The 12946-nt window shown below is 69.4% G+C and carries 15 protein-coding genes; 12 read left to right on the forward strand and 3 right to left on the reverse strand.

Annotated elements, in window-relative coordinates; translation table 11 throughout:
• Window positions 1-101 precede the first annotated feature (101 nt).
• The 12 genes from HDA45_RS32525 (at window position 102) to HDA45_RS32580 (ending at window position 9694) form a co-directional block, all read left to right on the forward strand.
• On the forward strand, window positions 102-428 hold the full coding sequence (locus tag HDA45_RS32525; protein WP_184901811.1) for a hypothetical protein: 327 nt from the start codon (window positions 102-104) through the stop codon (window positions 426-428).
• Window positions 429-503: 75 nt separating this feature from the next.
• The gene (locus tag HDA45_RS32530; protein WP_184901813.1) at window positions 504-1700 is read left to right on the forward strand and encodes an AAA family ATPase; all 1197 of its coding nucleotides are present in this window, start codon (window positions 504-506) and stop codon (window positions 1698-1700) included.
• A 54-nt stretch (window positions 1701-1754) separates the two neighbouring features.
• Window positions 1755-3512: a hypothetical protein gene (locus tag HDA45_RS32535; protein ID WP_184901815.1), complete on the forward strand. Its 1758-nt coding sequence runs from the start codon at window positions 1755-1757 to the stop codon at window positions 3510-3512.
• A gap of 88 nt (window positions 3513-3600) precedes the next feature.
• The gene (locus HDA45_RS32540) at window positions 3601-3849 is read left to right on the forward strand and encodes a hypothetical protein (protein WP_184901817.1); all 249 of its coding nucleotides are present in this window, start codon (window positions 3601-3603) and stop codon (window positions 3847-3849) included.
• Window positions 3849-5042, forward strand: a complete 1194-nt coding sequence (locus HDA45_RS32545) for a hypothetical protein (RefSeq protein WP_184901819.1) — start codon at window positions 3849-3851, stop codon at window positions 5040-5042. Before HDA45_RS32540 ends, HDA45_RS32545 begins: the two co-directional genes overlap by 1 nt.
• On the forward strand, window positions 5039-5992 hold the full coding sequence (locus HDA45_RS32550; protein ID WP_184901821.1) for a hypothetical protein: 954 nt from the start codon (window positions 5039-5041) through the stop codon (window positions 5990-5992). Before HDA45_RS32545 ends, HDA45_RS32550 begins: the two co-directional genes overlap by 4 nt.
• Window positions 5992-6465, forward strand: coding sequence for a hypothetical protein (locus HDA45_RS32555; protein WP_184901822.1), 474 nt, complete (start codon window positions 5992-5994; stop codon window positions 6463-6465). Before HDA45_RS32550 ends, HDA45_RS32555 begins: the two co-directional genes overlap by 1 nt.
• Window positions 6466-6528: 63 nt before the next feature.
• Entirely contained in the window at window positions 6529-6747 is a 219-nt protein-coding gene (locus HDA45_RS32560; protein WP_184901824.1) for a hypothetical protein, read from the forward strand.
• Window positions 6748-6760: 13 nt separating this feature from the next.
• Complete coding sequence (locus tag HDA45_RS32565; protein ID WP_184901826.1) at window positions 6761-7249, forward strand: hypothetical protein; 489 nt, start codon at window positions 6761-6763, stop codon at window positions 7247-7249.
• A 164-nt stretch (window positions 7250-7413) separates the two neighbouring features.
• Window positions 7414-7761 carry a hypothetical protein gene (locus HDA45_RS32570; protein ID WP_184901827.1) on the forward strand — a complete coding sequence of 116 codons (348 nt, stop codon included), beginning with the start codon at window positions 7414-7416 and terminating at the stop codon, window positions 7759-7761.
• Window positions 7758-8120, forward strand: a complete 363-nt coding sequence (locus tag HDA45_RS32575) for a hypothetical protein (RefSeq protein WP_184901829.1) — start codon at window positions 7758-7760, stop codon at window positions 8118-8120. The genes HDA45_RS32570 and HDA45_RS32575 overlap by 4 nt, the downstream gene beginning before the upstream one ends.
• A gap of 353 nt (window positions 8121-8473) precedes the next feature.
• Entirely contained in the window at window positions 8474-9694 is a 1221-nt protein-coding gene (locus tag HDA45_RS32580; RefSeq protein WP_184901831.1) for a DNA/RNA helicase domain-containing protein, read from the forward strand.
• 299 nt (window positions 9695-9993) lie between these two features.
• On the opposite strand, the gene HDA45_RS32585 is transcribed toward HDA45_RS32580, so the two are convergent.
• The 3 genes from HDA45_RS32585 to HDA45_RS32595 all read right to left on the reverse strand — a co-directional run bounded on the left by HDA45_RS32585 (window position 9994) and on the right by HDA45_RS32595 (window position 12945).
• Window positions 9994-10848 (reverse strand): hypothetical protein, encoded by an 855-nt coding sequence (locus HDA45_RS32585; RefSeq protein WP_184901833.1) that lies wholly within the window; start codon window positions 10846-10848, stop codon window positions 9994-9996.
• 364 nt (window positions 10849-11212) lie between these two features.
• A complete protein-coding gene (locus tag HDA45_RS32590; protein ID WP_184901835.1) occupies window positions 11213-11701 on the reverse strand; it encodes a hypothetical protein in 489 nt (162 codons plus the stop codon).
• 104 nt (window positions 11702-11805) lie between these two features.
• Window positions 11806-12945, reverse strand: coding sequence for a hypothetical protein (locus HDA45_RS32595; protein ID WP_246480864.1), 1140 nt, complete (start codon window positions 12943-12945; stop codon window positions 11806-11808).
• Window position 12946: the final 1 nt, after the last annotated feature.

A 12946-nucleotide genomic window follows, 5' to 3' on the forward strand; every position in this document is an offset into this window, starting at 1 on the left:
CGACACCACTCACACCGTCGCCGTCGTCGGGCGACTTCCCAACCCCGCCCAGTGACCACACTACCGCGAAACCGCTACACCACAATGAAAGGGGCAACACCATGGACGACAACGACAACCCGCCGGAACGCGTGGTGTACGTGGTCGACCCGGCCATGGGCCGCGATGTGCAACCCGAAGTGGTGACCCGCACCAACACCGAAAACGAGTGCACCGTCACGGGAGTGGTGATCGACCCCGCCGATCAGCAACAACTGTTGTACGGCACCGTAACCGGACCCGACGGGCGCTTCGTCGGTAGCTACTTTCCCGCCGACATCGTGCGGCAAAAGGAATGGCGGGTGGTGACCGCCGACGGCGCGGAATACCCCGCCCCCAGTGAAGGCCACGCCGTGCTCGCACTCACCACCACGTTGCGCCACGCGTAACACCCGCGCCACCCGCACTGGTCCCCGCCGCGCCATGACCACTCAAACCCAATGCTGTGAAGGGAAACCAGCACGATGACCACGCACGCCACGACTCCGGCCACGGGCGCCGCGCCCGCCGCCCCGGGCGCGGCACACCGGTTGCGCAATGGCGAACTCCGCCGCATGGTGGCCGAACTGCTCACCCAGCAACCCGCCAACGCAGGACTGACAGCGGGCGCCGCCGCCCGTCTCCTGAACCGATCATCCGGCGCGGTGGGCAACGCCCTGGAAACCCTGGTAACGCGGGGGGAAGCGGACTACGAGGGACAGCCGTCCCGCTCTTACCGCGCGAACGCCAACACCCCCGCCGCCGCCGCGACCGCCGTCATCAGCGCACGCACCACCGAACCCGCCTCGGCCGCCGCCACGCCGCCCGCGCCCGTCACACCGAAACGCGCACCCGGGCCGAAAAAGGCGACCGCGCCCGCGCTGGTGACCGCACCGGTACGGCGCCCGAACGGGCAGCTGTACCACCCGCGCAAACTGGCGGGAAGTTCGGACGTGACGGTGTTGCGGCGGTTGCGGCAGAACAAGATTCCCTCGCTGCTGTACGGGCCCCCGGGGACGGGCAAGACGTCGCTGGTCGAGGCCGCGTTCGGTGACGCGGTGACGTTGCCGGGCGACAGTGACACCACGGTGGACGACATCGTGGGCGGGTACGTGCCCACCCCGAGTGGAACCTACGAGTTCGCGCACGGGCCGCTGGTGACCGCGATGCGTGAGGGGCGGGCGTTCTTCGTCGACGACTTCACCCTCATTCCCGCCCCTGTGCTCGCGGTGGTGTACCCCGTCATGGACGGGCGCGGGCACATCACCATCAAGACCAACAACTGGGAACGTGTCGACGCCGCACCCGGGTTCTACGTCGTGGGCGGGCACAACCCCGGAGTACACGGCGCGGTGCTCAGCCCCGCTCTGGCGTCGAGGTTCCGGGTCAAGATCCAGGTCACCACCGACTACGACCTCGCCACCCGGATCGGGGTCGACTCGAAAGCGGTGCGCGTGGCGAAGAACCTCGCCGCACGGCAGAAGAAGGGCGAGATCGGGTGGGCGCCCCAGATGCGCGAACTCCTGGCGTTCAAAGACACCGCCGCCGCGCTAGACCCCATGACCGCCGCCGGGAACCTGATCGCCGCCGCGCCGGAAGAAGACCAGGACATCGTCGCCGACGTGGTCCGCAACGTCTTCGGCGCCCACGTCGCCCCGCTCGCCGTCGGCGAACAGTTCTAGCCTTCCGGCCCCACCGGCCCCCGCAGCCCGCGACCCGTCCGGAAAGGACACACGATGACCGCGCACATCGCCGCACCCGCCGCCACACCTACCGCCGTGTTCCCCGCCGCCCCGGGATGGCTGTCCCTGTCCGCGCGGTTCGGGGACGAGGTCCCCGCCATCGCCGACCGAGACGACCTCGTGGTCACCGTCGCCCCCGGGGCGGGACACGACGCCCCAGCGTGTTTCTTCCCGGACCTCGCCGCCATCGAAGTCGACGGAATCCACCTCCCCAAAGGGGTCGACCCCGCCACCGTCGAACCGCACCGGGTCGGGGACCGCAAGCGCTACCGCACCGCGTGGGGGCTGCTGACCCACGAATGCGCCCACGCGCGACACTCGGTGTGGTGTGAACCTCCCGGGGCGCCACCGGGGGCGGCGGCCGCCGCGATCCTGCTGGAAGAGTCCCGCATCGAAGCAGCACATTTGCGGCGCCGCCCGCAGGACCGGTACTGGCTACGCGGAAGCGCCACGAACCTCATCCTCGCCGACACCCGGGCCAACGACCCCGCCGCCGCGCCGACCATGTCCACACAGTCCGCCGCGCAGTCCGCCGCGCTGCTGCTGGCACGCGTGGACGGCGGGGTCCTCAACCATCGCGAAGTTGCCCGGGTCGAGCGCGTCGTGTGCGCCATTCTCAGCGATGACACGCTCGCGAAATTGCGCGCCATCTGGCGTGCGGCGCACCGGGTCGCCGATGACGACGCCACCGCCATGATCGAACTCGGGCGCCGCTGGTGCGAGATCCTTGGCGACGACCCCGACCAGCCGCCGCCCGATCGCGGTACCGCCGACCCGGGCACCCAGCCCGGTAGCGGGAACGGCGTGCCGTCACCGTTGGCGCAAGCTATCGCCGCCACCGCCGCCGCCATCACCCACGCGGCCGCCGCCGACCCCGCGCCGACCGATCCCGTCACCGAGGCCTTGGAGGCACGTGCCGCCGAGGACGCCGCCCGCACCAACGCGGTCACAGCGGCGAACAAGACTTTTGGAACAGGGAGCAGCCCGTACGCCACGCACATCACGGGCACCCGCCCGCCGACCACGGCCGAACGCACCGCCGCGCGGCACCTGGCTCGCGCGCTGACCACCGCCGGAGTGCGTGACCGCACCACCACCAGGACCACCTCGGCCATCCCGCCGGGGCGGCTACGGGTGCGCGGTGCCATGACCGCCGCCGCGCAACGCGCGGCGGGCACCATCCCCACCGCCGAACCGTTCACCCGCGCCACCCGCAAAACCGTGCCCGCACCACCACTACGGCTCGGCATCGCCTGCGACGTCACCGATTCCATGAAGGAGTACACGGCACCGGTCGCCTCGGCCGCGTGGATTCTCGCCCACGCCGCCCACCACACCGACGTGCCCGCCACCACCGCGACCGTGACCTTCGGCGCGGGGCTGGTCACCCCGATCACCCAGCCCGGAGCCACCCCCGCCCGGATCACCGAATTCGGCACAGGCCTCTCCGGTCACGTTATCGATGACGCCATCGAAGCCCTCGACGGCGCCCTCGACCTGTCCCGCCCGAACGCCGCCCGCCTTCTGGTGGTCATCTCCGACGGTGACTTCGAAGACGAGACCCGCGACCCGGGCCAGCGGCTCCTCGATCGCTTACGCGCCACAGGATGCGCGGTCCTGTGGCTACTTCCCGGCGGTAGCCCGTGGCTTCGGCCGATGGACGGTGTCACGAATTACACGCTCACTGACCCCGCCGCCACTGCCCGAGCCATCGGGCGAGCCGCCACCGCCGCGCTACGCGCCACACGCTAACCACCCCCAGACCCCGGGCGGGGCGGACACCCTCCCCCTCACCTCCGCCCCGCCCGGGCCCACACCGAGACCTGGAGATGACTTACCGATGGCCGACACCACGATCGCCACCGTGGGCGAACTGATCGCCGCCCTAGACCAGTACGACCCGGCCACATCAGTACGACTCGCCACGCCACCCGATATCGGGGCGTCGGTCTGCGACTCGCTGGAGTATCCGCTCGCGCAGGTCCTGTTCGCCCAGGACGACACTAGCCAGCCCGTGGTGTGGCTCTGCGTGGTCGACCACATGGGGTACCTTCCCGAGCCCGTCGGCGCCGCTTTGGGATGGTCATGATGGCCACCGACGAAGAGCACAGCGACACACCGACCTCGCTGGCCGACCGGGCGATCACCGTCGCCCGCCGACACCGCGCCATCGACCCGCGCGCCTTCGCCGACCGCGACACGATCCCTTCCTCGTGGCATCGCCGCGCGATCACCACCACCCGTCTCGCGGTCGCGCTCGGTGTCGGTGTCGAGTGCGTGATCGTGCGGGACGACCCCGAACGCCACTACGGCATCGGGGCCCGTACCAGCCCGGGGGACCTCATCGAGGTCACCAGCGACGGCCGCCCCTGGTACTTCATTCCCGACGTGACCGGGTTCGTGATGTGGTCCTGGCTGTTACTCGGCCCGTGCCCGGACTGCGAGGCACCGCGGGTCCCGGTCACGCCGAGTCGCCGGCCTCGGCGCGCCACCTCGACCTCGACCCCGAGCCCGAACACCACTTCTTTGACACCGCACCCATCGAATTTCACGGCGACCCCGCCCACCGCCCCCACTACCTCTACGCCGCCACCACGCCGCACACCGCACGGGACAACGAAAGGAAGCCCGGTCATGACCACGACTCCGACCTCACCGATTGACAAACCCGCACGCATCTTCAAAAACGACCGAATAGCCCTCGCCGCGATCGAGATCGCGACCGCGCTACCGGGCCACTGGACGGTCGGCCGTGGCCGTGGCGACAACGAGGTCGCCGACGTCCGATGCCTGTCCACCGGTATCGGTCTCGGGTTCCATCCGGTGCAGGAACCAGGTGCGTGGCGCTACACACTCGTACCCGGGCCTGTGCCGTACGACATTCGGGACGTTTTCACCTGGCAGTACTCCGACGAGTACCCAGCCGCCACGTTCACCGTCGGCGCCCCGGCGACCGAGGTCGCGACCCACATCCAGCAGAAGCTCATCCCAGCCCTCCACCAGTGGATAGACCACGCCCGCGCCACCCAGCGTGAACGAACCGAAGCTCAACGGCGGGTCCACGAGGCTCGAAAACAGATCACCACACAACTGGAGAGCGAATTCCCTCCGGAGTTCGAGCCCGTTTCCGTCTACCACCTGGATGACGATCACGTTTCTCTTCGCCTGACCATGTCGGTCGACGACGCGCTCACCCGCATACCCGCGCTCGCACAGGCGCTCCGCGCCGACGACGCCACCACTGCACCGTCCACACCGACGGAAACCCGGGAGACGAAATGACCTCGATGACCACTGCCGTCTCACATTTGCGTCCCGCCGATTTCTACGACTCGTCCCGTGTCGAGGTCTTCATCGGTACGGGCTCGGGAGCCGTGTTGTGCGGCTACCTCGGATCCGCATGGCCGGACAGGGTGGCCGACCCCGCGACCGTCGCGGCGCTTCCCGTCGGACGCGAGTTCCTGAACGCCGCCACCGAACCCGACTTCCTGACCTCGCTGGACAACCTGGCCGAGGCATGGACGCTGAGCGGATTCGGACTGGCGGTATCCGGCTGCGATGACGAACTCGCAACGCTGGACAAGTGGTGGCGTTCGGACCTTCACGTGGGGAGCTCGTACACCTTCGACGGCGGACGAGTCCTGTACCTTCCCGAGGGCCGCCCCAGCATCGACGACGCCGAGAACGACTGGCAGAACATCACCCTCGGCGGCGCGCTGTCCGCGACACGGGCGGGCGGGGCCAGCTCTCTCGCGGGCCGCGCGTGCGACGCAGTCGACCGGGCCCGCCGCCAGGATCCCGAATTCGACCTCCGCCCTCATGACTTCGAGCGCGATACCTGTCGCCGTGAGCTGGTCCGCGACGTGGCCGAGATGTTCGGGGTCGCGCACTCGGCGGTGACGGTCACCGACGATCCCGACCGGATACACGGTGGGTGGCGCTGGTTTCGGGTGACCATCACCGACGACGGCACCGACTATCGCTTCACGTCATTCAGTGGCAGCGGGGAGGACCTGCGCGTCCTGGGGCCGTGCCCGGGCTGCGGTGGCGAGGTGCCGCTGGCAGACGTCACCGATCTTGTGTCCCTCGGCCGATTCCTCGGTGCGCGGACCACTGGCCACCCTGCTGCCTGCCCACCCGAATCGAGGTACGGCGTCGGCCACACGTCGGCATGCCCGTACCAGACCGGACAGTTCACGAAGCCAACCGCCACCAGCGAGAGGGCATCGTGATGGTCACCCGCACCGACTTCTACCTCGGCACCGGACCATCGGCGACCTGGCTAGGTTCCCTGCAGTTCGGCTGCCATCCCGACAACCTCCTCAAAGACCCCCACGGCCGCGCCGCGCTGACCGCGAGACAGCCCACTGCCTACCGGGAGGCGGTGCGGGACCTGCTGCTGATGTGGGCTGTCACGGGACTTGGCGCGGCGCACGAGCCCCGCAACGGGTGGCCATGGGACTGGGATACCAGCCACCGCAACGACTGGATCATCACCCACTACGACGGCGCCGTGCACATGACGGCGGGCGGCGGCGACCGCTGGCACCGCCTCGACCCCGACGACCCGTGCCCGCCGTTGCGGTGCGGCCCGCCGGACGTCGCGAGATGGCTGTGCGACCCGGGCGCGCCGCCCGCGCTGCGGCTCCCGACCTTCCGCACTCCCGGCGTGACCGACCCCGTGTCCAGCTGGCAGCAGCCCTGAGCACCAACCCCGGTGGAAGACAGCCTCATTTCGGCGCCACCCAAGCGAATCGGAGGAAAGCTCATGCAGGACAGGAATAAGCGTCTCGTGTGGACAGTGCTGGCCGTGGTCCTGCCGGGACCATGGACCCCGGTGGTCGTGCTCGCCTACGTCCTCGACCGCGCCGCCGACCGCGACCAGGGCACTCCGCGTTACGACGAGGCACCGCCATACCCGCCGCCCGATCCATACGCCTGTGTCCCGGCACCAGTGAGCCGGATCCGCAATGCGCCGTCACGTTAAGGAGGGCCTGGCGATGTCGAGCACCACCGACTTCTACCTCGGACGCGGTGAGGAGGCTGAGTGGATCGGCTCCCTGTACGGGGAGTGCTATCCCGAGAACTTCCTCGCCGTCCCACCCCTACGGCTGGCGATCACCGCGACCGACGAGGGCATCTTTCGCGCGGCGGTGGCCGACACCGTCGATATCTGGGAGGAGGAACGGCTCGGTCACGCGTACCGGCGCGAGCTCGGCTGGCCGTGGCCGTGGTACTCCAGCCACAACAGCAGCTGGATCATCACCTTCGACCCCGGAGCCGAGGCCGTGTTCGCCACCGTCGGCGGTGGTGTCCGCTGGCACCGCATCGACCCGCACAACCCCTGGTTTCCCGACGGCGAGGACGACCCTCTCGGCCCGCCGGATCTGTACGCGTGGCTGCGTGATCCGGCCGCGCCGCCGTCGGTGCCGATGCCGCTGATGCGGGAGAAACCCGCCGACATGCCCATCATCGGCGGTGACACCTGATGAGCAGCACGACACGACTTTGACCTCGGACGCGGCGCGGCCGCCGACTGGCTCGGCCGCCGCCACACCACCCACCCTGTGCTGGCTGATCCGCGCGCCCGCGTGGTGCTCACTGCTTTCTGATCCCGCGTTCCAGCCACAACTTCTGAAGGAGAAGACACCACATGTCACCGAACACCTCACCTGCTGACCCAGCCACCGCGACAGAGGCGCGCAGCGCCGCGGAGCACTACGCCGCCGCCGAGGCCCTCTTCACCCGCGCCCGCGAGATTTATCCGACGTTGAGCAGTCGCGCCGTGGACCAGGACGAGTACCGGCGATGCTTCGACTGGGCGCGCATGCACCTACGCCTCGCCGAGGCCATCACCGCCGGGGTCAGCCTGGTCCTCGCGCACCGCGAACTGCTCGCGAATCCCGACGTGCGCCTGCACGACACCTACATCAGCGCCGAGACCCGGCACTGGAATGAGTTCATCGGAGCCCAGAACAGCACGACCGGGAGGCCGGCATGACCACCCCGCCCAGGCCCTCATCGAGCACTCCTCCGCTGGATCCGTTCTGCCCGGATTGTCATGTCGAGATCGGCCACGTCCATCACGACTGGTGCGACGTAGCTCGCTGTCTGGCCACCGGGCTGCAGCGCCTCGGTCACGACTTCGAGACCTGCCGGTGCCCGCAGGACAAGTGGTCCGGGCTGTGGCCCGGGGCAGCCGAATGTATCGAGTTCGGCTGGCTGTACGGACCTGACTTACCAGACCTCAATCGCCTGATGACCACGGCGACCTGGGATCCGGTCGTGCACCGCTGGTTCCGTCCCGGCCCCCAGACTTCGACCGACCGGGACACGACCGTCGAAGGAGAGCCGCGATGACCGCACTCACCACCGGATCCGACCCCAATCAGGACAGCGAACGTCTGGGAGAAGACCGATGGTGAGGTGCACTCGACCTGGTGGCGGAAGCCCGGCGTAACCGTTCTCATCAGCGATCCGGGCGGATGTCAACGGCGAGCGCCGTCGGCCTGGTGCGGGGCTGGTAGGACGCGGCATTGCGCGAGCACCGACCGAGCATCGTGCCCGGCGAAGCACCCGACCACCGCGGCGCTCGCCCGAGGCCGGGCATTTCCAGGAGGCCAGGTCGCGTCTTAAGACCCTGGCACACGTTCCACGCCACAACGAGGAGGACCGTACTGGTCATGCCGACCGCTGGATCACCGTCGCGCTCCGTGGCGCCCACTCTGTTCGACCTCGCGGCCCGCACGCTCACCCACCCCGATGTGTTCGCCCTGGCCGACGATCAACAGGCCGTGCTCGACCGCGTGCAACTGTGCCTCGCCGACAAGGACGGTGCGAGGGCAGTCGTGGTGGTTGCCGGCGCCGCGGGCACCGGCAAGAGCGCCCTCGCACTCACCCTGCTCGGTGAGGCCCTGCGCGCCGGCCACCGGGCCCGGCACGCCACCGGCTCGCAGGCGTTCACCGCCGCGCTGCGCAAGACCGCCGGACACGGCTCTCGCGCCACCCAGAAGCTCTTTCAGTACTTCGGCACCGCCACCGACACCGAACCGGACAGCCTGGATCTGCTGGTGTGCGACGACGCGCACCAGCTGCGGGCCACCTCGAACACCCGCTACACGCCCGCCTCGCGCCGCGGCGACCGCACTCAGGCCGCACAGTTGCTCGAGGCCGCCCGTGTCGTGGTGTTCCTCCTCGACGAGGACCAGGCGATCCGACCCGGGCAGCTCGGGACCCGCGACTACCTCGCCTCCGCTGCCCAGGCCGGCGACGCGACCGTGCACACCGCCGAGCTGACGAGTCAGCACCGCCACCGCAGCGTCCGCTACGACAGCTGGGTCCGTCGCCTGCTCAGCCTCGAGGACCTATCGTGCCCGCCGACCCGATGGAACGTGGAGGACGAACCCGCGCCAGGGTTCGAGCTGCGGGTGGCCGACAGCCCCGGCGAGCTGGAGCAGCTGCTGCGCGCGAAGACCGACCTCGGCGCGAGCGCCCGGGTCACAGCCGGGTTGTGCTGGCCGTGGAGCGAGGCGAGGCCAGGAAATCCGCTGGTCGACGACATCGTGATCGGTGACTGGCGCCGCCCGTGGAGCGTGAAGGGCCAGCGCTCGGTCAACGGGCTGCCGCCCTCGCCGTTGTGGGCGATTGATCCCGCGGGCGCTGGCCAGATCGGCAGTGTCTACAGCGCGCAGGGCTTCGAGTACGACTACGGCGGGGTCATCCTCGGTCCCGATCTCCTCCGGCGCGACGACCGATGGGTCACCGATCCCGCCGCCACCCGCAATGACGTCCTCGACGGCGCGACAGCGGCCGACGTCGATCTGTGGGTGCGCCGCACCTACCGCGTGCTGCTCACCCGGGCCAGGGTGGGCACCGTCCTCTACTCCACCGACACCGAAACCCGTGCCCTGCTGCACGCAGTCATCGACGCGTAGCCGACAGGGGCCCCTGCCGCAGTTGCCGGTCCATGGACACGGCCCATCGTCGTTGTGCGTTACGGAATTGACCAGACGCCTTGCCACCCCGGGGCGGGCACGATGCGCGGGGTATGGGTGCCGCCACCGTTCCGGAAGGGCGTGGCAGAGGCCATTGCTGGCACCCGCCGCCTAACCGGAGTCGGCGATCCACAGCGCTACCGGGGCGAGCCCCGCGCACCGGAAGGCATGAAGGATCCGCGCGCGGGACCGGTTACCCAGGGGGGACCGGTTCCGCGCGCGGATCAGGCGGGCAGGTGTCAGGCCTTCAGCGCGGGCTCGGTGGCACCTTTGACCGTGTTCGGGACGTCGGTCTTGTCCGGGTTGATGGCGAACCGTTTCGGTGCCTCGCATGTCTTGATCGCGTACCCGTCGGCGACCAGCTTCTCCAGTGCGTTGTTGACCGCGCCGCCCGATCGGCCGAGGTTCTTGCCGATTTTGGCGGGCCCGAAGTCCTCGCCCGGGTGTTCGGTCAGGTACTCCTCCACTATGGCCCGCAGCCCGCCCTTGGGCAGTCGGTCCTTCTCCAGGCGGGCGATGTCGGTGACCGCAGGCGACCCCGTCACAGACGGCTCGGGCTTGGTCGCTCCGTCCGTCGGATCTTTCGGTGAGGTGTCGGGCAACGGGGTGGTCCCGGTGTCGTCGGCGGTAGTAGTCGGGTCGACTTCGTTCTGGGCGGTGTCCGTGGCGGTGGGTTCCGGGGCGTCGTCGGTGTCGGAGACGGTCTCCGGCGTCGCTTCGCTGGTGTTGGCGGTGTTGCCCGCCGCAGCGTCCGGATGTGCGTCGTCGGTGCTGGGCGCGGTGGTGTCATGGTCCGACGGGATGGGCGTCCAGGTGTCGGGGTTGCGTGGGCCGTCGCCGGCGGTCCGGATCGCGGTGCCGTCGCGTCCCCAGCGGGCGAGGATCTTGGCGGCGGTCGAACGGCCGACTCCTGCGGCCGTCGCCAGTGTGGCGGTCGTGGAGGCGGGATTGGCGTTCAGCGCTGCCAGCACTTTGTCTTCCGTGGTGGGCGTCTTCTGGGTGGCGGTCGCATCGGACACGGCGCGCGGGTGGCGGTCGCCGTCGGTGGCGTCGAGGCGCGGGGCGGGGCGGTTGGTGCGGTTCTTGCGGGACATGACGGACTCCCTACGTTAGGTATGGAATGGGATGGTCAGGCCCTGGCCGGGGGGCGTTGGCCCGCCGGTGCGCATCCGGTTGTTCGGGCTACACGTCTATGGACGCTTCGTCACCGCACCATTGTCAAGCGATCCGTCAAACAAGACACGTGTCTCATGTGGACACTTCGTTTCAATGTATGTGCCAACACGAACGGGCCACGTGCGGCTGCAGCTGCCGGGGGGATCCGTTGTCTCGCGATCGTCCGGGCGCCATGTAACGGGGCGGCGCCGGAGACGGCGCTATAGCCGACAAGCCCGTTCCGGGGCGCGACTCGTGAACGCCGCGCCCCGGAACGATCCTTATGTCGCCTCAGAGTTCCCTTTATCCCTGGCGGAGAACTGCTTCCGCGGCTTCGGGAAGGGGCCGCGTGGCCCAGAGTCCGACGGCGCCGACGCCTTCGGCGTAGACGGTGCCGCTGTCCTGGACGGCCTGGATGACCACGAGGTACCGCAGCTGGTAGGGGCTGCTGACGAACCGGTTGTAGTGGCTGGCGAGTGCGAACGCCGATCGGAACACGTCCCGCGTCACGTCCATACTCGGCGCGTCGGCGGTGCCGTGATCGCTGTGGGGTAGCCCGGTGATCGTGATGCGGATCTGGTTCTGAGGGCCGGATTCATCCGCCGCGACGACGAACTCGGCGTCGGCGTGGATCATGTCATCGTCCTGTACGGCGACGAGGTCCTCGCGGATGCGGGTGGCGATGTCCCGAAGCGGCAGCTCGGCGGTGCGGTCGTAGAGGTCGCCGATGATCGTCGTGAGGGCGGGTGCTGGCTGGGTCGTCGGAGTGCCGACGCTTTCTGTGGTGGTCATGATTCGGATACCTTTCCCATTGTTTGCAATCGCCTGCGGGCGCAGGGCGTCTTGTTGTGGACAGTCGCGGCCAGCTCTCGCCACGGCGGGCGGCCATGTCCGGGTCAGCGGCGCAGGACGTTGACGCGTTCGCCGCCGATGAGGGGTTTGTCTTCCGGTCCGGCGAGGTGGTCGGCGATCCAGATGGGGCGGTGGTCGTCTCGGCTGCGGTAGTACTGGTTGCGCCAGTGGCCGCGAACGATCCAGCTGTGGTGGTACTCGCGTGTGCCGTTGCCGAAGGCATCGCTGTGGCGGTCGGCGGGTGTGGTGCGGGCGCGGCGGAGATCGACGAGGCGGACGCCTGTTTCGAGGGCGGGGTCGTAGCGTTCGATCCTGCGGCGGGCGGCGCGGGGCGCGCTGGTGCGTTCGGGGCGCACGAGGGTTTGGCCCATCAGGAGCCAGGTGGTGAGAATGGTGCGCTGCAGGGCGAGCTGCGCGTCGATAGTGGTGGCGGAGGTGCCTTCGGTCAGTGCGCTGGGCCAGCCCTTCATGTCGGTGAACGTCATGGGGGTGATGCCGCACCATTGGTAGCCGTGTGGCGGGGAGAAGCTCGGCGGGATCGGTGCGCGTTCGGCACTGGTCAGGAACGTGGCCAGGAGATACTTGGCGGCTTGGTCGACAGCGTCGTCGTGGCTGGCGGGTTTGTCGTCGGGCGTGGGTAGTGACAGGTTCAGCGCGGCGGCCTTCCGCATCTGCGACAGCGCGCGGTCGCGGGGCAAGCGGGCGAGCCGTCGGCCCATGTCGACCGCTGTTGGCAGGGGATCGGGGACGGTGCCCCAGGTCTGCACCCACAAACCGCCAGGCCCTGGACCCCACGAGACCAGGGAGACGTCGTTGTGCAGCGCGTTGGCGGTCTGGGTGACGGGTGGGTGTTCGTAGACCATGAGTCCCACGGGGGCGGGCAGGTCTTCGGGGTGGAGGCGGTAGTCGACCAGGGTGGTCGCGGCGTGGCTTGCGAGGTCGGCCAGGTCGGCGGAGACGTAGAACAGCTCGGCGGCGGGAATCTGGGCGCGGAGTGTGTCCGCGATCGTGGCGCCGACATCGTTCAGTGGCAGGAACGCGGGCTCGCCCGGCGAGTCCTCGGGCCGGGGGCCGATGAAGAACCGGTACCAGTTCCCCGCGCCGTCCGTTCCCGGATCGCGGGTCCATTCGGTCATGCGTTTCCGGATCTCGGGGACGTCGTGGGCCGTGACCGCCGCTGGCATC

Origin of the sequence: Amycolatopsis umgeniensis (genome assembly GCF_014205155.1) — a bacterium.
GTDB lineage: Bacteria > Actinomycetota > Actinomycetes > Mycobacteriales > Pseudonocardiaceae > Amycolatopsis > Amycolatopsis umgeniensis.

What these genes read in the sequence shown, in the direction of transcription:
- HDA45_RS32530 (WP_184901813.1), top strand. Translation starts at nt 504, where the DNA reads ATGACCACGCACGCCACGACTCCGGCCACGGGCGCCGCGCCCGCCGCC.
- HDA45_RS32585 (WP_184901833.1), bottom strand. Translation starts at nt 10,848, where the DNA reads ATGTCCCGCAAGAACCGCACCAACCGCCCCGCCCCGCGCCTCGACGCC.
- HDA45_RS32540 (WP_184901817.1), top strand. Translation starts at nt 3,601, where the DNA reads ATGGCCGACACCACGATCGCCACCGTGGGCGAACTGATCGCCGCCCTA.
- HDA45_RS32560 (WP_184901824.1), top strand. Translation starts at nt 6,529, where the DNA reads ATGCAGGACAGGAATAAGCGTCTCGTGTGGACAGTGCTGGCCGTGGTC.
- HDA45_RS32570 (WP_184901827.1), top strand. Translation starts at nt 7,414, where the DNA reads ATGTCACCGAACACCTCACCTGCTGACCCAGCCACCGCGACAGAGGCG.
- HDA45_RS32590 (WP_184901835.1), bottom strand. Translation starts at nt 11,701, where the DNA reads ATGACCACCACAGAAAGCGTCGGCACTCCGACGACCCAGCCAGCACCC.
- HDA45_RS32575 (WP_184901829.1), top strand. Translation starts at nt 7,758, where the DNA reads ATGACCACCCCGCCCAGGCCCTCATCGAGCACTCCTCCGCTGGATCCG.
- HDA45_RS32555 (WP_184901822.1), top strand. Translation starts at nt 5,992, where the DNA reads ATGGTCACCCGCACCGACTTCTACCTCGGCACCGGACCATCGGCGACC.
- HDA45_RS32535 (WP_184901815.1), top strand. Translation starts at nt 1,755, where the DNA reads ATGACCGCGCACATCGCCGCACCCGCCGCCACACCTACCGCCGTGTTC.
- HDA45_RS32550 (WP_184901821.1), top strand. Translation starts at nt 5,039, where the DNA reads ATGACCTCGATGACCACTGCCGTCTCACATTTGCGTCCCGCCGATTTC.
- HDA45_RS32525 (WP_184901811.1), top strand. Translation starts at nt 102, where the DNA reads ATGGACGACAACGACAACCCGCCGGAACGCGTGGTGTACGTGGTCGAC.
- HDA45_RS32595 (WP_246480864.1), bottom strand. Translation starts at nt 12,945, where the DNA reads ATGCCAGCGGCGGTCACGGCCCACGACGTCCCCGAGATCCGGAAACGC.
- HDA45_RS32565 (WP_184901826.1), top strand. Translation starts at nt 6,761, where the DNA reads ATGTCGAGCACCACCGACTTCTACCTCGGACGCGGTGAGGAGGCTGAG.
- HDA45_RS32545 (WP_184901819.1), top strand. Translation starts at nt 3,849, where the DNA reads ATGGCCACCGACGAAGAGCACAGCGACACACCGACCTCGCTGGCCGAC.